General features: G+C 63.0%; 13 protein-coding genes and 1 tRNA gene. 10 read left to right on the forward strand and 4 right to left on the reverse strand.

What is annotated here, in order from left to right; genetic code table 11:
- The first annotated feature begins 71 nt into the window (after nucleotides 1–71).
- From PUT78_RS02855 to PUT78_RS02870, 4 genes are read left to right on the forward strand one after another with little or no spacing between them, the layout of a single operon-like run.
- The gene (locus PUT78_RS02855; RefSeq protein ID WP_274350585.1) at nucleotides 72–1,079 is read left to right on the forward strand and encodes an AAA family ATPase; all 1,008 of its coding nucleotides are present in this window, start codon (nucleotides 72–74) and stop codon (nucleotides 1,077–1,079) included.
- Nucleotides 1,076–1,969: a DUF58 domain-containing protein gene (locus tag PUT78_RS02860; RefSeq protein WP_274350586.1), complete on the forward strand. Its 894-nt coding sequence runs from the start codon at nucleotides 1,076–1,078 to the stop codon at nucleotides 1,967–1,969. Before PUT78_RS02855 ends, PUT78_RS02860 begins: the two co-directional genes overlap by 4 nt.
- Entirely contained in the window at nucleotides 1,969–4,728 is a 2,760-nt protein-coding gene (locus PUT78_RS02865) for a DUF4159 domain-containing protein (protein ID WP_274350588.1), read from the forward strand. The genes PUT78_RS02860 and PUT78_RS02865 overlap by 1 nt, the downstream gene beginning before the upstream one ends.
- Nucleotides 4,725–6,797, forward strand: coding sequence for a hypothetical protein (locus PUT78_RS02870; RefSeq protein ID WP_274350589.1), 2,073 nt, complete (start codon nucleotides 4,725–4,727; stop codon nucleotides 6,795–6,797). Before PUT78_RS02865 ends, PUT78_RS02870 begins: the two co-directional genes overlap by 4 nt.
- A 199-nt stretch (nucleotides 6,798–6,996) precedes the next feature.
- Here the strand turns inward: PUT78_RS02870 and PUT78_RS02875 are convergent, their stop codons facing one another.
- From PUT78_RS02875 to PUT78_RS02885, 3 genes are all read right to left on the reverse strand, one after another.
- On the reverse strand, nucleotides 6,997–7,440 hold the full coding sequence (locus PUT78_RS02875; protein WP_274350590.1) for a hypothetical protein: 444 nt from the start codon (nucleotides 7,438–7,440) through the stop codon (nucleotides 6,997–6,999).
- A 171-nt stretch (nucleotides 7,441–7,611) separates the two neighbouring features.
- Nucleotides 7,612–7,698 (reverse strand) — tRNA-Leu (locus PUT78_RS02880).
- Between the two features lie 49 nt (nucleotides 7,699–7,747).
- Complete coding sequence (locus tag PUT78_RS02885; protein WP_274350592.1) at nucleotides 7,748–9,295, reverse strand: divergent polysaccharide deacetylase family protein; 1,548 nt, start codon at nucleotides 9,293–9,295, stop codon at nucleotides 7,748–7,750.
- Between the two features lie 227 nt (nucleotides 9,296–9,522).
- On the opposite strand from PUT78_RS02885, the gene PUT78_RS02890 reads away from it, so the two are divergent.
- The 6 genes from PUT78_RS02890 to lexA all read left to right on the forward strand — a co-directional run bounded on the left by PUT78_RS02890 (nucleotide 9,523) and on the right by lexA (nucleotide 14,365).
- On the forward strand, nucleotides 9,523–10,104 hold the full coding sequence (locus PUT78_RS02890; protein WP_274350594.1) for an anthranilate synthase component II: 582 nt from the start codon (nucleotides 9,523–9,525) through the stop codon (nucleotides 10,102–10,104).
- Nucleotides 10,101–11,123 carry an anthranilate phosphoribosyltransferase gene (gene trpD / locus PUT78_RS02895; protein WP_274350595.1) on the forward strand — a complete coding sequence of 341 codons (1,023 nt, stop codon included), beginning with the start codon at nucleotides 10,101–10,103 and terminating at the stop codon, nucleotides 11,121–11,123. The genes PUT78_RS02890 and trpD overlap by 4 nt, the downstream gene beginning before the upstream one ends.
- A gap of 15 nt (nucleotides 11,124–11,138) precedes the next feature.
- Nucleotides 11,139–11,945, forward strand: a complete 807-nt coding sequence (trpC, locus tag PUT78_RS02900) for an indole-3-glycerol phosphate synthase TrpC (protein WP_274350596.1) — start codon at nucleotides 11,139–11,141, stop codon at nucleotides 11,943–11,945.
- 1 nt (nucleotide 11,946) lies between these two features.
- Nucleotides 11,947–12,426, forward strand: coding sequence for a cyclic pyranopterin monophosphate synthase MoaC (moaC, locus tag PUT78_RS02905; protein ID WP_274350597.1), 480 nt, complete (start codon nucleotides 11,947–11,949; stop codon nucleotides 12,424–12,426).
- A complete protein-coding gene (locus PUT78_RS02910; protein ID WP_274350599.1) occupies nucleotides 12,423–13,595 on the forward strand; it encodes a molybdopterin molybdotransferase MoeA in 1,173 nt (390 codons plus the stop codon). Before moaC ends, PUT78_RS02910 begins: the two co-directional genes overlap by 4 nt.
- A 77-nt stretch (nucleotides 13,596–13,672) precedes the next feature.
- Nucleotides 13,673–14,365: a transcriptional repressor LexA gene (gene lexA / locus PUT78_RS02915; RefSeq protein ID WP_274350601.1), complete on the forward strand. Its 693-nt coding sequence runs from the start codon at nucleotides 13,673–13,675 to the stop codon at nucleotides 14,363–14,365.
- 238 nt (nucleotides 14,366–14,603) lie between these two features.
- On the opposite strand, the gene PUT78_RS02920 is transcribed toward lexA, so the two are convergent.
- Entirely contained in the window at nucleotides 14,604–18,053 is a 3,450-nt protein-coding gene (locus PUT78_RS02920; protein WP_274350881.1) for a chromosome segregation SMC family protein, read from the reverse strand.
- Between the last annotated feature and the right edge of the window lie 146 nt (nucleotides 18,054–18,199).

Genomic DNA, 18,199 nt, shown 5'->3' on the forward strand with positions numbered 1-18,199 from the left:
GGCCTATGCGATATGTCACTATCTGACAGATAGTCGTTTGATACAAGAAATCACCCCGAAGGAGCGCCCGGATGAGCAACGAAACCGACCTGATCGCCGCGATCGAGGCTTTGGGCGACAAGCTGGCGCAAGCCCGCGCAAGTATCAATAACCGGTTTATCGGCCAGAAAAACGTGGTCGATCTGACGCTGACGGCCATGTTATGCGGCGGTCATGGCCTGCTGATCGGGCTGCCCGGTCTGGGCAAGACGCGGCTGGTGGACGCCTTGTCCACCGTCATGGGGCTGAAAGGCAATCGCATCCAGTTCACCCCCGACCTGATGCCCGCTGACATTCTGGGGTCCGAAGTGCTGGAGATTTCCGAGGATGGCAAGCGCGCCTTCCGGTTTATTGAAGGGCCGATTTTCTGTCAGTTGCTGATGGCAGATGAAATCAACCGCGCCAGCCCGCGTACGCAGGCCGCCCTGCTTCAGGCGATGCAGGAAGGCGAAGTCACTGTCGCAGGCGCGCATCACCGGCTGGAACGCCCCTTCCATGTGCTGGCCACGCAAAACCCGATTGAACAGGAAGGCACATACCCGTTGCCCGAAGCGCAGCTTGACCGGTTTCTGGTGCAGATTGATGTTGTCTATCCCGACCGGGACACGGAACGCGATATCCTTCTGGCAACCACCGGGCTGGAAGATGGCGCGGCGCATCAGGTGTTCACGGCGGCGGAATTGCAGGATGCGCAGGCATTGCTGCGCCGCATGCCTGTGGGCGCGACAGTGGTGGATGCGATCCTTGATCTGGTGCGCGCCTGTCGCCCCGACGAACTCGAAGCCCATGATGCAGTCCGCGATGCTGTCAGCTGGGGGCCGGGGCCGCGCGCGGCGCAGGCGCTTATGCTGACAGTGCGGGCGCGTGCGCTGCTGGACGGGCGGCTTGCCCCCGCGCTTGAAGATGTGGCGGCGCTTGCGCGGCCGGTGCTGAGCCACCGCATGGCGCTGGGTTTTGCCGCAAGGGCGCGCGGCGAAAATCTGGGCGCCATCATTGACCGTGTTGCCGCCGCCGCCACCCGCATGGAGGAGGCTGCTTGACCCAACCGCATGCCGACCCGCAGGCGACGCTGCGCGCCCGTGCAGACGGGCTTGCAGCCCCGCTGCCCGCGCTTTTGGCGCAGGCAGAGCATCTGGCAAATTCGGTTCTGCCGGGCGCGCATGGGCGCAGGCGTGCGGGCACGGGTGATGAATTCTGGCAGTACCGGCCCGCAACCGCATCAGATTGGGGCGCGCGGATCGACTGGCGGCGGTCAGGGCGGTCCGACACGCATTTCGTGCGCGAAACCGAATGGCAGGCGGCGCAAGCTGTGAATCTGTGGGTGGATCAGTCGCAGGCCATGGGGTTTTCCGGCCATAAATCCCGCGCGACGAAAGCAGACCGGGCAAAGCTGCTGGCGCTGGCGCTGGCGGTCCTGCTGCTGAAAGGTGGCGAACGTGTCGGGCTGATGCCGGATATGCCCCCGCGTGCGGGGCGCGCGCAGCTTGACCCGCTGGCGGCAGGGCTGCTTGGCGACGGGGGGGGCGAAGACTATGGCAGTCCCCCGTTGTCCGTGTTGCCGGCGCATAGCCGCACGGTTTTTCTGTCTGACTTTCTGGGTGACCCCGCAGGGCTGCAAGCGGCTGTGGGCCGTGCCGCGGATCAGGGCGTGCGCGGGGCGCTGGTGCAGGTGCTGGACCCCGCTGAGGAAGAATTCCCCTATCGCGGCAGGTCCATTTTCACATCCATGGGCGGGGGCTTGCGCCATGAAACCCTGCGCGCGGCCGATCTGCGCGCGCGCTACCGCGACCGTCTGGCCGAACGCAAGGATATGCTGGCCGGACTGGCCCGCGCGACGGGCTGGCACATGCTGACCCACCATACCGACCAGCCCGCTGGCCTAGCGTTGATGTGGCTGTGGCAACAACTGGATGCAAGGCGGGCTGTCTGATGTTCACGCTTGGCCCGATAGGATTTGCGACCCCTGCGCTGCTGGCTGTATTGCTGGTGCTGCCATTGCTGTGGTGGTTGCTGCGTGCGGTGCCGCCTGCGCCTGTCATCCGGCGGTTTCCGGGGGTGGCGCTGCTGATCGGGCTGAAGGATGAAACGTCAGAGACCGACAAGACGCCCTGGTGGCTGCTGGTACTGCGGGCCGTGGCGGTGGCGGCGCTGATCATCGCGTTTGCAGGGCCGGTGCTGAACCCGCAACCCGCGCGTGAAGGGACAGGGCCGCTGCTGGTCATCAGCGATGCAAGCTGGGCCAGTGCCCGCGACTGGCCGCAGCGTCAGGCGCGGATGCGTGATATCCTGACCGAGGCGGGCCGCGCTGGCCGCCCTGTGGCCGTGGTGGCGTTGACGGACCTGCCTGCGGGTGAGCTGACCTTTCGCGCGGCAGATCACTGGCTGGAACGCCTGCCTGCGTTGGTGCCTGCACCTTTTGCTGCGAATGCTGATGCGATGGACAGCTGGCTGGCGCAATTGCCCGAGGGTTTCGACAGTTACTGGCTGTCAGACGGGCTGGACCACCCCTATCGCGGCGCGCTTCTGGACAGGCTGCAAACGCATGGCACAGTGACGGTTTTTGAAACCTCGCGCGTGGTCATGGCGCTGGCACCTCCGGTGCTGCGCGATGGTGTGGTCCAGATTTCCGCGCATCGCCCCGCCGGGCTGGCCGCACAGGATATTCAGATAACTGCCACAGGCCGCGACCCTGCGGGGGTGGAACGGGTGCTGGCCAGTGGGGCTGCCGGTTTTGCCGATGGCGCAGCAACGGCAACGCTGGATCTGACCTTGCAGCCGGAACTGCGCAACCGGATTGCGCGATTTCAGATTGCGGGTGAACGCAGCGCCGGTGCCGTAGCGCTGACTGATGATGCTCTGCAACGGCGCAAGGTTGCCCTGCTGACCGGTCGTGAAGGGCGTGAAGGGCTGGACCTGTTATCGCCGTTTCTTTACTTGCGTCAGGCGCTTGGCCCGGTGTCGGAACTGATTGAAAGCGCGTCTGTGGATGATTTGCTGCTGACTGCGCCTGATGTGTTGATCCTTGTGGATATTGCCCAATTGTCCGAAGTGGAAACCGCGCAGGTGCTGGATTTTGTCAATGATGGCGGCATGTTGTTGCGTTTCGCGGGGCCACGGCTGGCGGCAAGCGATGTTGCGCGCAATGACGAAGACCCGCTGTTGCCGGTACGGTTGCGCATTGGCGGGCGCACTGTCGGTGGCGCGATGAGTTGGGGAGAGCCGCGGCGCCTGCGCGATTTCACGCCGGAGTCGCCCTTTGCGGGGCTGCGAATTCCCGACGATGTCACCATCAGCGCGCAGGTGCTGGCCCAGCCTGATCCGGGATTGGGTGAGCGCACGATTGCATCGCTTGCTGATGGCACACCGCTGATCACGCGCAAGTTCAGCGGCAGCGGGCAAGTGGTGCTGATACATACCACCGCCAATGCCGACTGGTCGAACCTGCCGCTTTCGGGGTTGTTTGTGGACATGCTGGAACGGCTGGCGGTTTCCACGCGCCCCGCGGCACCGGATGCACAGGAACTGGCGAGCATGGACTGGCAGCCCCAGCGCGCGCTTGACGGGTTCGGGCAGGTTCTGGATTCCAGTTCAGCCCCTGTCGTTGCGGGCAGCGCGCTTGCGGGGCGCGAATTCGGGCCGGACCTGCCGCCGGGAGTGTATTCCAGTGCGGTAGGCAGTTTCGCGCTGAACCTTGGTCAGCCGGACATGGCGCTTGCGCCAAGCCGCTGGCCCGCAACAGTCACGGTGGAACGCGATAATGTTGCGCAGGAACGCGATCTGAAGGCGCTGTTCCTGTTGCTTGGCCTTGGCGCATTATGTCTGGATATTCTGGCCGCGCTTGCGCTGTCGGGGCGGTTGCGGCGCGGCGCGACTGTTGCGTTGCTGGCCATGGCATTTCTGGTCATGGGCACCGAGCAGGGCGCCCGCGCTGATGACCGGCTGGCATTGGCGGCAACCGCAGATGTGGTTCTGGCGCATGTGATGACGGGAAATGCCCGTGTTGATGATGTCGCGGCGGCAGGGCTTCTGGGGCTGGGGCGGGTGTTGTACCAGCGCACATCGGTTGAACCGGCAACCCCGATCGGGATTGATCTGGAACGTGATGAGCTGACTTTCTTTCCGTTCATCTACTGGCCCGTGACTGAGGATTCGCCCATTCCGTCCGACGCGGCCTATGCGAAGCTGAACCGTTATCTGCGCGGTGGCGGCATGATCATGTTTGACACGCGCGATGCGGAACTGGCCGGGCTGACACGCACCACCCCCGAAGCGCGCCGCCTGCAGGCCATTGCGCGCCCGCTGGACATTCCGCCGCTGGAACCGGTGCCCGAAGACCATGTGCTGACGCGCACATTCTATCTGTTGCAGGAATTTCCGGGCCGCCACACCGGTCAGGATGTCTGGGTGGAAGCCGCGCCGCGCGATGCGGAACTGGCCGAAGGCATGCCCTTCCGCAACCTGAATGATGGGGTCACGCCGGTGATTATCGGCGGGCATGACTGGGCTGCCGCATGGGCGGTGGATGATGCGGGCCTACCGATGTTCCGCATCGGCATGGGGGTCACGGGTGAACGGCAGCGCGAAATGGCCTATCGGTTCGGGGTCAACCTGATTACCCATGTTCTGACCGGCAATTACAAATCCGATCAGGTGCATGTCCCCGCGTTGCTGGAAAGGCTGGGACAATGAGTGCCGCGCAGGAAATCATTCTGGCCCCATTGGTGCCGCTGCTGGTGTTATGGGGGCTGGCCGGGATTGCTGCGGCCATGGTGGCGCTGGCGCTGTGGCAGGGGTTGCGCGGCTGGTGGTTGCGCGGGCTGGCGGCGCTGGCGTTGCTGGCCGCGCTGGCCAACCCGTCATTGCAGGACGAAACCCGCGAACCCCTGTCCGACATCGCGCTGGTCATGGTGGATGAAACCGCATCGAACCGGATCGGGGGGCGCGATGCGCAGACCGAAGCCGCGCTGGCCCATCTGGAAACCGGACTGGCCGGGCTGGACATGGACACGCGCGTTGTTTCCGTGCCGGATGGTACCGGCAATGAAGGCACACAACTGAACAGCGCCCTTTCAGCGGCATTGGCCGAAATACCCCGCGACCGGCTGGCGGGGGTTTTTGTCGTGTCGGACGGGCAGTTGCATGATGCTGATGTGCCGCTTTCGGTGCCCGCGCCCACCCATTTGCTGCAAACCGGGCGGGCCGGTGACTGGGACCGCAGGCTGATCATCCGCAATGCGCCCGCCTTTGCCATTCTGGGTGAACCTGTCACCCTGACCCTGAAGGTGGAGGATCAGGGCGCGGTCCCGCCCGACACGTCGCGTTTCACCACCCTGCGATATGCGGTTGACGATGCGCCCGCGCAGACCGCCATGGTGCCGATTGGCGAGGAACTGGAACTGTCGGTGACGCTGGACCGGGGCGGGATGAATGTTCTGCAGTTTGAACTGGACGAAGCGCCGGGCGAATTGACCACCCGCAACAATGCCGCCATTGTCCAGATCAACGGGGTGCGCGACCGCCTGAGCGTGTTGCTGGTGTCGGGGGAACCCAATGCAGGGCAACGCACATGGCGCAATCTGCTGAAATCCGACCCTGCGGTTGATCTGGTGCATTTCACCATTTTGCGCCCGCCGGACCGCCATGACGGGGTTCCGGTGGACGAGCTGTCGCTGATTGCATTCCCGACGCGCGAATTGTTCGTTGAAAAGATTGATGAATTCGATCTGATCATCTTTGACCGTTATCGCCGCCGTGGCATTCTGCCCAATGCGTATTTCAGTAATATTGCGCGTTATGTCGAAGAAGGCGGCGCGCTGTTGGTTGTGGGCGGGCCGGAACTGGCCGGGGCGGAATCGATCTGGCGCTCGCCTTTGGGCGATATCTTTCCGGCCCGCCCCACTGCGCGTGTCATCGAAGAAGGGTTCCGTCCCGTTGTGACCGATCTGGGCAAGCGCCACCCTGTCACCGCCGGGCTGGAAGATCTGGCCCCCGCATCAGATGACGGAAGTCCGGCATGGGGGCGCTGGTTCCGCCAGATCGAACTGGACCCGCAGCATGGGCAGGTGGTCATGTCGGGCGTGGATGACCGCCCGCTGCTGATGCTGGACCGTGTCGGGCGCGGGCGTCTGGCGTTACTGGCATCGGACCAGACATGGCTTTGGGATCGCGGTTTCGAAGGGGGCGGGCCGCAGCTGGAATTGCTGCGCCGCCTTGCGCACTGGATGATGGCGGAACCGGAACTGGAAGAAGAAACCCTGACCGCCACCACCGAAGGAAACCGCATTACCGTCATGCGCCGCAGCCTGCTTGATGCGGTGGGCGATGTTACCATTACCGCGCCTGACGGGCAGGATACTGTGCTGGAACTGCACGAGGATGCGCCGGGGGAATACCGCGCTGAATGGGATGCGCCCGAAATAGGCCTGTACCAGTTGCAGGAAGGGGAGTTGAGTGCAGTGGTTGCGCTTGGCCCGCGCGCCCCGCGTGAATTCGAAGAAACGATTGCCACCGAAGCCCATCTGCGCACAGTGATTGACGACCGGCGTGGCGGTGTTGTGCAGGTCGAAACGGGCCTGCCGGATCTGCGCCTTGTGCGGGATGGGCGCGCGGCTGCCGGGCGCGGCTGGCTGGGCCTGACCCCGCGCGACGCCTATGTCACGACGGAACTTCGCAGCGCTGCGCTGTTGCCTGGCTGGCTATGGTTGCTGCTGGCCGCAGGACTCAGTTTGGGGGCATGGCTGCGCGAGGGACGCACCTGACGCATGTCGCGCAAAAGTGGGAACCGGTGTTGCGTTTTCCGGCCATGCGGAAGAGTTAGGGTGGGGCGTGGGCATGCAAATGAACGCGCAACGCTAAAAATTCAGGTCTTCCCGAAAATTCAAGGCGGCATGACCGCCTGTCTGCGATGCCTTGAAAGCGCGCATCGTGTCAGAAGTTGCGCGGAATGGGCCTGGGATCTCACTCAGCTGTAGTCACCGGCGGGGCGACCGGCGCAGGGGCCTGCACATTTCCACGCCGTGTGTTAGCACCGCCGAGGTTGAGCCCGAAATCGATATCACGATGGGTGAAATTATACCCCACATCCGCACCACCGAAAATATTGTTGCCCAGATACGCCACGCCAACACCCGCACGCAGACTCTGGCTGTTGAACATGTAGTCCAGACTCAGCGACCCCACGGCCCGGTTGCGGCGGTTGCCGGAAAACACGCGCAGGCCAATCCCGGTTTCAACCCGGCCCGATCCGAATGCGACTGTCAGCCCCAACCCGATAGCAGGGCGCGACTTTGTTTTGGCAGCAAAAGGAGCTGCAGGAGCGACGGGTCCAGGAGTGCTGTCGGCGGCAAAGGCAGGTGTGGCGAACCCTAAGGCAAGCGCAAGCGCAAGTGGAAGGCGTGACATAGCAATTACCTTTTGCGATAAAAAACAAAAAAATGTTACCACAAAAAAGTGATTTTTTCCAGCAGATTGTCACGCTTGGTCTATCCGGCCCGCGCCCGGCAGGTGCCCGCATTTTCATCTGATGCTGCGCTGATTGAAAACGGCCTGATTCCGGGGCGGTTTCAACAAGTCTGGTAGCCGCTGCGGGACTCGAACCCGCACGCCCTGACGGGCCTCAGATTTTAAGTCTGGTCTGTCTACCAGTTCCAGCAAGCGGCCATGCCCCTGACCTAGCGTTCCGCATTGCAGGGCGCAAGTCGTTTCCGCATCAGCGCGACAGCAGGATTGAGGATACAGGAACCAGATCTATCTGATCGACGCGCCCTTCGGACTGCCACAAGTCCAACGCGTTGAGCGTGGATTCGTTGCTGGCTTCACCAAATACGATCACATATCCAACCTGACTGGCCTGAAACACGGCGCGGTCCAGAAACCGCCTTATGGTGATGGCGCTTTCGTCACCGGCATCAAGGCTGCGAAACACTTCGGCATGGGGCACGCCCATGGATTGTGCGGACCGCGCTGCCTGACCCGTGCCACCGGCAAAGGTTACCAGCCCATACCCGTCCCGCGCGATGACTTTCATGACCTCCGACAAAAGCTGCGCATTGCGCACGAAACCGTCGCGCGGCAGGTCGATGACCCCCGCAGCCAGCGGCACATTTTCGAAATAGGCGCCGAATGTCACGTCAATATCGGATGGTGTGGCCCTTGCAGGAATGCCATTGGCCAGAATCAGCACTTCCTTGCCGGACTGATGATAAAGTTCCGCAGCTTCGGCGGCGCTGGGGTCCATCGGGTTCAGCGCAACCGTGAACGGAAGTTCCCGGGCGGCCAGATCACGGCGCATCGGCATCGGCAGGCCGGGGTCATGCAGGACCAGCGCCATCAATGCCCCACCGGGCGTGGGGTCTACCGCTATGGCATTGCGTTCCAGCGCGGTCAGGGGGTGCGGCGCGTCGGCGGCAGGGCCTGCATCGGGCAGGGCGGGAATGGGGTCGCGCGGCGCACGCGGCATGCCGGGCAAACCGCTGATACGGGTTCCGGGCATAGTGTCGCGCGGGGTGGCGGGCGTTTCAGGTTCTGCCAGATCGTCGGCGGGCGCGGGCGGCATTTCACCCTCCGGGGCGGGCGGTTCCACCGCATCGATGACCGGCGCTGCGTCGGCTGGCGCGGCGGGGGGGGGCGGGTCAATCTGCGGCACGCCATCGGGTGCGTGTGGCGCGCCCTCCGGGCCTTGCGGAATGGATAGCGCGGCCATCGGCATGCCATGTTGCGGCACAAGCGGTGCCATATCCGTGTCCACGGCTTGTGGCGGCACGGTCATTGCAGTTGTGTCGGGCAGAATGGCGGCTGGCGCACCCGTTGACCGGGGCTGGTCCTGTGCTGGTTCCGCGTTGGGGGATGGCATGTCCGGCAGGTCCGCAAGCGGCACCAGATCGCCTGTTGCATCCGGCATCACGGCGGGCTGATCGGAATCTGGCGCGGTCGGGGGCGGCGCATCTGCCATATCTGCGGTTGCAACAGGGCGCGGCAGGTCGGGTTCCGTCGGCACCGGCGTGGGCGCAGTGTCGGGCGGCTGTGGTTCGGGAATATCTGCCACGCCATCATCCTGCCCGGGATCATCTGCATCCGAAAGCGTCAGTTCCGGTGCGGGTGTGACAGGTTCGGGCGCAGGCGGTTGCGATGTCTGTTGCATGACAGGCTGCGCAGGAACTTCCGGTGACGGTAGTGGAAAAACAACCGCCACACCCACCAGACCCGCCACGGCAATTGCCAAACCAAGGCCGAAACCCGCAACACCGATGCTGTTCACCTGATTTCCCCGCTCTAACCCGCATTATGCAGACGCAATATGCGCCCCTGCGCCGTCATGGGGGTATAAACCCGTCAGCCCCCGGCGCCTGCCCAATCTTTCCCACAAAAGCGCACTGCAATCAAACAGATTGCGGCCAGCAGGCTTGACCTTCCGGCCTGCGCGCGGGCATGTATGACAGATGTCCCGTTTTCAGGGCACCTGCCCTAATCTTCAAGGCCCCGCCCATGCTGCTGCTGATAGATAACTACGACAGTTTCACCTATAATCTGGTGCATTACTTCGGTGAACTTGGCGCCGATGTGGTGGTGCGGCGCAATGATGCGCTGGACGTGCAGCAGGCGATGGCGCTGAACCCGTCGGCGATTGTGCTGTCGCCCGGTCCCTGCGACCCCGATCAGGCAGGCATTTGCCTGCCGCTGACGCTGGCCGCCGCCGACGCGCGTGTGCCCTTGCTGGGCGTCTGTCTGGGCCACCAGACCATCGGACAGGCATTCGGCGGCAATGTGGTGCGCGCACCCCAGATCGTGCATGGCAAGCTGGGCGCGATGCACCATGCGGGCAAGGGCGTGTTTGCGGGCCTGCCCTCGCCGCTGAATGCAACGCGCTATCATTCGCTGGTCGTGGACCGCGCGACGCTGCCTGATTGTCTGGAAATCACATCCTGGCTGGATGACGGGCTGATCATGGGGTTGCGGCACCGTGAATTGCCAGTTGAAGGGGTGCAGTTTCACCCCGAAAGCATCCGGTCTGAGCATGGCCACGCGATGTTGCGCAATTTTCTGGACATGGCGAAGGCTGTTGCGTGATGGATGACCTCAAGCCCCTGATCGGCATTGCCGCCACACGCGCCCTGACCCGCCCCGAGGCTGAGATTGCCTTTAACCTGCTGTTTGACGGGCAGGCCACGCCGGCACAAACCGGCGGCTTTCTGATGGCCATGCGCACGCGCGGCGAAACCGTTGACGAATATGCCGCTGCTGCCAGCGTGATGCGGGCGAAATGCGTCAGGGTCAACGCGCCGGAGGGGGCGATGGATATTGTCGGCACCGGCGGTGACGGCAAGGGCACGCTGAACATTTCCACGGCGACGGCCTTTGTTGTGGCGGGGGCAGGGGTGCCGGTTGCAAAACACGGCAATCGCAACCTGTCATCCAAATCCGGTGCGGCTGATGCGCTGGGCGCGCTGGGCATTGATGTGATGGTCGGCCCGCAGGTGGTGGAACGCGCGTTGCGTGATGTCGGCATCGGTTTCATGATGGCACCGATGCATCATCCCGCCATGCGCCATGTTGGCCCGGTGCGCGCGGAACTTGGTACGCGCACGATTTTCAACATCCTTGGCCCGCTGACCAACCCCGCGGGGGTCAAACGCCAGTTGACCGGCGTGTTTTCCCCTGACCTGTTGCGCCCCATGGCTGAAACCTTGCAGGCGCTCGGGTCGGAAAAGGCCTGGCTGGTGCATGGCGGGGACGGCACGGACGAATTGTCCATCGCGGCTGAAAGCCGGGTTGTTGTGCTGGATGCGGATGGCCTGCGCGAATTCACACTGCACCCCGAAGATGCCGGTCTGCCCATCCACGCGTTTGAGGAATTACTGGGCGGCAGTCCGCAGGAAAACGCGGTAGAATTGCTGGCGGTGCTTCAGGGGGTGGGGCGTCCGGCCTACCGCGATGCGGTATTGCTGAACACCGCCGCCGCGCTTGTGGTCGCCGACAAGGCGGAAACGTTGCCCGAAGGGGTGGCGCTGGCACGTGACAGCATCGCATCCGGTGCGGCGATGCGCACGGTTGATTCGCTGGCGAAAATCAGCCCTGTGAGAGACTGAAACAAAGGACGGCAGATGGCCACTATTCTGGACAAGATCAAAGCCTACAAGCTGGAAGATGTCGCAGCCCGAAAGGCCGCCCGCCCGCTGGCGCAGGTCGAGGATGCGGCGCGCAATGCCAGCGCCCCGCGCGGTTTTGTCGATGCACTGGTTCGTGCGCAGCGCGATGGCTATGGCCTGATTGCCGAGATCAAGAAAGCCAGCCCGTCGAAAGGGCTTATCCGTGCCGATTTCAACCCGCCCGCGCTGGCGCGCGCCTATGCGGCAGGCGGTGCCACCTGTTTAAGTGTGCTGACTGACGGCCCCAGTTTTCAGGGCGCGGATGAATTTCTGGTGGCCGCGCGCAGTGCTGTGGAGTTGCCCGCGCTGCGCAAGGATTTCCTGTATGACACATGGCAGGTCGCCGAGTCCCGCGCCCTGCATGCCGACTGCATTCTGATCATCATGGCTTCGGTCAGTGATTTGCAGGCGCGTGAACTGGAAGATGCCGCCGTCGCTTGGGGCATGGATGTTCTGGTCGAAGTGCATGACGAGCAGGAACTTGAACGCGCGCTTGTCCTGAAGTCCCCGTTGCTGGGGGTGAATAACCGCAATCTGAACACGTTCGAGGTGACTCTGGAAACCACCCGCCGCCTGTCGAAACTGGTGCCGGACGGCAAGTTGCTGGTGGCCGAAAGCGGGATATATACCCCCGCAGATCTGGCTGATCTTGCCACCTATGGTGCGCGCAGTTTCCTGATTGGTGAAAGCCTGATGCGGCAGACAGATGTTGCGGCGGCCACGCGGCAATTGCTTGCGCGTGATCCGTCAGAAAAGGTGTGATGTGGAAAAACTGACACATTTTGACGCCGAAGGCCATGCGCATATGGTGGATGTGTCGCAAAAGTCCCACACCGCGCGAATCGCTATTGCGGAAAGTGCAGTGCAGATGCTGCCCGAAACGTTGGCACTGATTACCGAAGGTCGCGCAAAGAAGGGGGATGTGCTGGGGGTTGCACGCCTTGCGGGCATCATGGGGGCCAAGCGCTGCGCGGATCTGATCCCGCTATGCCATCCGTTGCCGATTACCAAGGTCAGCGTGGACCTGACCCCCGATGAGACGCTGCCGGGCATACGCATCCGTGCAGAGGTGCGCACCACAGGCCAGACCGGCGTCGAAATGGAGGCCCTGACCGCGGCATCTGTCGCGGCGCTGACAGTCTATGACATGCTCAAGGCCGCCGAAAAATCGATGACCATAACTGCCACCCGCGTCGTGCTGAAAGATGGCGGCAAATCTGGCCGGTATGAGGGACGCACATGATTACGCCCGAAGAAGCGCTTGCCCGTGTCTTCGCGCTTGTGCAGCCGCTGAGCACTGAAGATGTCCCGCTGGAATACGCTGCTGGCCGGGTATTGCGCCACGCTGTGACGGCAGGGCGCGACCAGCCACCTTTTGCGGCTTCGGCAATGGATGGCTATGGGGTGACCGCAGATGCGCAGCCCGGGGACCGGCTGCGCGTGACAGGGCAGGCCGCCGCCGGGCACGCATTTCCGGGAGGAATTTCTACAGGCGAAGCTGTGCGCATTTTTACTGGCGCACCCGTACCCGCAGGTGTGGCGCGTGTGGTTCTGCAGGAAGATATCGCCCGCGATGGCGACCTGATTACGCTGCCTGAATCGCTGGGCAAATCAACGCATATACGGGCGCAAGCGGTTGATTTCAAAACCGGGGACACCATCACGGCACCGCGCAGGCTGTCGCCTGTGGCGCTGGCGCTGCTGGCCGCGATGAACTGCCCGAATGTCACGGTCAGCCGCCGTCCCGATGTGGCTATCATCGCAACGGGCGACGAACTGGTCATGCCCGGCGAAACCCCGCGCGCGGATCAGATTATCGCCTCCAACGCCTTTGCAATCAAGGCATTGGCAGAAGCCGAAGGCGCGCAGGCGCGTATTTTGCCAATCGCTGCAGACACGGAAACATCCTTGCGGTCCGTGTTTGAACTGGCCGCCGGGGCGGATATGATTGTGACCATCGGCGGCGCATCTGTCGGGGATCACGATCTGGTCGGGCCGGTCGTTGACGCACTGGGCACAAAACGCAGCTTCTACAAGATTGCCATGCGCCCCGGAAAACCCCTGATGGCCGGAAAATTGAAAGGTGCGGTATTGCTGGGTCTGCCGGGAAACCCTGTATCCTCAATCGTATGCGCGCATCTTTTCATGCGCCCCGCCTTGCGCGCCATGCAGGGTTTGGGACAGTGGCCCATGCCATCCGCAACAGCGGCCCTGGGGTGCGATCTGCCCGCAAACGGCCCGCGCACGCATTACATACGCGCAGCGCTTTCGCCCGGACCAACAATTACGCCGATGGACAATCAGGACAGCTCTTTGCTGACAATGCTGGCCAGCGCCGACGCGCTGCTGGTTCATCCGGCGGGGGGCGGGCCGCGCAAGGCAGGCGAACAAATGCGGTATATTCCACTGTAAGGCGGCTTGACATGATTAGGGATCGCGCATAGAACATAAGGTGAATATCCGTATTCCATGACCTGTCAGGGGGCAATATGCTGACGCGAAAACAGATTGATCTATTGAAATTGATTCATACGCGCATGGAACAGGACGGGGTCGCGCCATCTTTTGACGAAATGAAGGATGCGCTGGATTTGCGGTCAAAATCGGGTATTCACAGGCTGATTACGGCGCTGGAAGAACGCGGGTTCATCCGTCGTCTGCCCCATCGGGCGCGCGCTATCGAAGTGTTGAAACTGCCTGATGCATTGTCACGCGAAGGGTTTGTCGCCCATGTCGTGGATGGCGGCGCTCCGGAAAAGCCCGTAGCCCCTGCGAACGCCGTACCTGTGGAAGCTGCGGCCATGGCCCTGCCGATCATGGGCAAAATCGCGGCAGGCACCCCGATCGAAGCGATCAGCGAAGCCGTGCGCAATGTCGCTGTGCCCGGAACCATGCTCAATGCGCGTTCACAACATTACGCATTGGAAGTGCAAGGCGATTCCATGATCGACCTTGGCATCAATGACGGGGATATCGTGGTGATCCGCGAACAGAATACCGCCGATAACGGCGATATTGTTGTCGCCCTGATTGAGGGTCATGAAGCGACCCTGAAACGGTTTCGCAGGCATGGTGGGATGATCGCACTGGAAGCGGCCAACCCGGCCTATGAAACGCGCCTGCTGCGCGATGATCAGGTTCAGGTTCAGGGCCGGTTGGTGGGTCTGATCCGCAGCTACTAGCGCATGTCGCGCAAAAACGGGAACGGGTTTTTGTGTTCCTCGGATATGCGAAAACAATATGCTCTATAAAGGCGCGTGAGTGCGGATGAACGTCGGCACGCTGTCTCTGCAATCCCTTGGGGGATCAAGGCCGGGTTTCCAGTTTCCAAGGGTTTTCTGCGGTTCTCATGAAATGGCGCAGTATCAATAGCCGTATCAGGCATCCGACCTGTTTTGGTCCGCAGGCAGGATCAGGACGTCACGCGACCAGTGCTTCGGCATGTTTCAGATCCACGCTGACCAACTGGCTGACACCGCGTTCGCCCATCGTGACCCCGAACAACCGGTCCATGCGCGACATTGAAATGGCGTTATGCGTGATGATCAGATAGCGGGTTTCAGTCCGGCGGCACATCTCGTCCAGCAGGTCGCAAAACCGCGCCACATTCGCATCATCCAAAGGTGCGTCCACTTCATCCAGCACACAGATCGGGGCGGGGTTGGCCAGAAATACCGCGAAAATCAGCGCCAGCGCTGTCAGTGTCTGTTCGCCCCCTGACAGAAGCGACAGAATGGACAGCTTCTTGCCGGGGGGCTGACACATGATTTCCAGCCCGGCATCCAGCGGGTCGTCGCTTTCGACCAGAACCAGCTTTGCCTCGCCGCCCGTGAACAGATGGGTGAACAGCGTTGAGAAACTGGCATTCACCTTGTCAAAGGCTATCAGCAACCGTTCGCGCCCTTCGCGGTTCAGCGCGTTGATGCCAGACCGCAGCTTGGCGATTGCGGCTTCCAGATCTGCCTTTTCCTGAACCAGAATGTCATGTTCAGTCTGCACCTCGCGGGCGTCTTCTTCGGCGCGCAGGTTGACGGCCCCCAAGGCATCGCGGGCGCGGCGCAGGCGGGTCAGTTCTTCGTCCAGCGTGGTTGCATCCGGCATGGTGTCCGGGTCGGTGTCCAGTTGCGCCAGCAGGGCCTGTGGCGTCGTTTCCATTTCCTCGGCGATGCGGGCTTCGGCCTGTACGACGCTTTCGCGCGCGGCGTCGCGTCGGGCTTCTATGCGGGCGCGGGCTTCGCGGGCATCGGATGCGGCGCGTTCTGTCGCGCGTTCCGCGTCGGCGGCGTCGCGCGCCGCGGACTCGGCCTCTGCCAGCATGTCGCGGGCGGTCGAGTGGCGGGCTTCGGCGCGGGTAATTTCATCTGTCAGCGCGGCGCGCTTTTCCGCCAGCGCTTCGGGTGTTGCGCTTGCCTCTGCCAGTTCATCTTCGGTTGCTTCCTTGCGGGCCTGCAGGTCATGGATGCGGGTTTCAGCGGTTTCCAGACGGTGCCGCCAACCGCTGAGGGATTTCGTGATCTCTTGCCCGCGGGCCAGGCGCGCTTTTGCATCGCGGCGCAACTCATCAGCCTGCGCGCGGTGTGACAGCATGCTGATGCGCGCGGCTTCCACTGTCATGCGCAGCGTGTCAGTTGCGGCGCGTGCCTGTTCCAGATCGGACAATTCCGCGCGCTGATCTTCGATACTGGCCAGTGTTTCTGACAGATCTTCGACATCATCGCTGAAACGCGTCATCTGGGCCGTGGCGCTTTCCAGTCGGGCCTGTGCGCTGTCGCGCGCCGTTTCCGCCCGCGACAGGGCGCGCGCCGCATCTGTCAGGCGCTGGTCGGCGGCGCGGCGGGCATCACGTGCCTGCCTTTCGGCCCCGGTCAGCGCATCAAGCCTGGCCTTGAAACCAGAATGTGTGTCACGGGCGTTCTGCAACCGTGCTTCAGATTGTTCCAGATCGCGCTTCAGCCGGTCCAGACGGTTGATCTGTTGCAGCCGCAAGGCGGCGGTGCTGGAGGCATCCTTTGCTGCGACAACCAGCCCGTCCCAACGCCACAGATCACCGGCAAGCGTAACCAACCGCTGGCCGGGGCGCAGGTCCGGTTGCAGGCGGGGGCCATCGGCGGCATCTGTCAGCCCTGTTTGTGACAGACGACGGGCCAGCGCATCCGGTCCCTGGACATGCGGGGCCAGCGGCTGCGCCCCGCTGGGCAGGGGCGCGGCGTCGTCATAGCCCGGCAATGCCACCCAGCCCGATCCGCCATCCGACAGCGGCGCGCGCAGATCATCAGCCAAGGCCGCGCCGATTGCCAGTTCGTGGCCGTCCGCGACGCGCAGCAGGTCAAGAAGCTGTGTACCGTCCCCGCGTTCCCGGTCAACCAGCCGCGACAGGGCGGCGGCTTCTGCACGCAGGGTGCTGGTCTCTCCTTCGGCTTCGGCCAGGGTGGCGCGGGCTTCGGATTCATCGGTCTGGGCATTATGGCGCGCATCCTCTGCTTCCAGCAGGGTGGCTTCGGCATCTTCGGTCAGGGTTTGCGCAGCGGCGAGTTCTTCCAGCGCCTGTTCCAGATCGGCTTGCGCGGTTTGCAGCGTGGCTTGCGCCTGCGACTGGGCATCTGCGGCTTGCAGGCTGGCGTTGCGCGCTTTTGCAAGGGCGGCTTGCAATTCACTGATCTGGCGTTCAACGGCCTGATGGCGCGCTGCCAGACGGGCCACATCTTCGGTGGCGCTGCTCAGGTCGGCTTCGTGATCCGCCAGAAGCAGTGCGGCGGCATCGGCGGCATCTGTCGCGTCATTCAGCTTGTCGTCATGCCCCTCGGCAGCTTTGGCAAGTTGGGCCTGTTCCCATTCCAGTTGCGCAATTGTGTCCGTTGCATCACGGTTCAGGCCGGTTTCACGGTCGATATCCTGCGCAAGCTGAAGCACGCGCGATTGCAGGGTGCGGATGGTTTCCAGCGCGCGCGCTTCTTCGGCTGACAGGGTGTCGCGGCTGACATGCAGGCGTTGCAGCACCGCCCCCGCGACCGCGTCTTCTTCGCGCAGGGGGGGCAGGCGTTCTTCGGCAGCTTCGCGGGTGCGGCCGGCTTGTTGCGCGGCCGTTTCAGTCTGGGCGCTGGCCAGCAGCGCGGTTTGCAGCGCGGCATCGGCATCCAGACGCGCCTGATCGGCTTCGCGCCAGCGCCGGTACAGCAACAGCCCCTCTACCTGCCGCAACCGTGTGCCAATCTGGCGGTAACGTTCGGCCTGCCGTGCCTGCCGCGTCAACTGCGCCAGTTGCTGGGCAAGCTGGTCAATCACATCGCTGATGCGTTCCAGATTGGTTTCCGTTGCACGCAGGCGCAGTTCTGCTTCGTGGCGGCGCTGATACAGCCCGGAAATGCCGGCGGCTTCTTCCAGAATACGGCGGCGCGCTTTCGGTTTGGCGTTGATCAGTTCGGAGATCTGGCCTTGGCGCACCAATGCCGGGCTATGTGCGCCGGTAGAGGCATCGGCAAACAGCATCTGCACATCGCGCGCGCGCGCTTCCTTGCCATTGATCTTGTAGGCGCTGCCCGCATCGCGTGTGATCCGGCGCACAATATCCAGTGTGTCGGCATCATTGAATGCAGCAGGGGCCACGCGCTCGCGGTTATCAAGTTGCAGGGTGACTTCGGCGAAATGGCGTGCGGGGCGCTGGTCGGTTCCGGCGAAGATGACATCTTCCATGCCTGCCCCGCGCATGGCCGTGGGGCGGTTTTCACCCATCACCCAGCGCAATGCCTCCAGCAGGTTGGATTTGCCGCAGCCGTTCGGACCGACAACGCCTGTAAGCCCCGCCTGAATCACCAGATCCGTGGGGTCCACAAAGCTTTTGAATCCGTTCAGGCGTAGCCGGGTGAATTGCACGGTAAGGAATACCTTCGGAATACTGTCGCCGACAGTCTGGCCGGAACGCATGGCCCGAGTCAAGGCGGTTGCGCTGCATATTGCCGCCAGCGGCGGGTTATCCACAAGATGTTGAATGGTGGGTGCCGCAGGTGCGACATTCAACC

It is taken from the genome of Roseinatronobacter alkalisoli (assembly GCF_028745735.1).
GTDB classification, from domain to species: Bacteria; Pseudomonadota; Alphaproteobacteria; order Rhodobacterales; family Rhodobacteraceae; genus Roseinatronobacter; species Roseinatronobacter alkalisoli.

Excerpts from the sequence above, each read along its gene's own strand:
- PUT78_RS02855 (WP_274350585.1), top strand. The coding sequence starts at position 72 with ATGAGCAACGAAACCGACCTGATCGCCGCGATCGAGGCTTTGGGCGAC.
- PUT78_RS02875 (WP_274350590.1), bottom strand. The coding sequence starts at position 7,440 with ATGTCACGCCTTCCACTTGCGCTTGCGCTTGCCTTAGGGTTCGCCACA.
- PUT78_RS02865 (WP_274350588.1), top strand. The coding sequence starts at position 1,969 with ATGTTCACGCTTGGCCCGATAGGATTTGCGACCCCTGCGCTGCTGGCT.
- PUT78_RS02890 (WP_274350594.1), top strand. The coding sequence starts at position 9,523 with ATGCTGCTGCTGATAGATAACTACGACAGTTTCACCTATAATCTGGTG.
- lexA (WP_274350601.1), top strand. The coding sequence starts at position 13,673 with ATGCTGACGCGAAAACAGATTGATCTATTGAAATTGATTCATACGCGC.
- PUT78_RS02870 (WP_274350589.1), top strand. The coding sequence starts at position 4,725 with ATGAGTGCCGCGCAGGAAATCATTCTGGCCCCATTGGTGCCGCTGCTG.
- trpC (WP_274350596.1), top strand. The coding sequence starts at position 11,139 with ATGGCCACTATTCTGGACAAGATCAAAGCCTACAAGCTGGAAGATGTC.
- PUT78_RS02910 (WP_274350599.1), top strand. The coding sequence starts at position 12,423 with ATGATTACGCCCGAAGAAGCGCTTGCCCGTGTCTTCGCGCTTGTGCAG.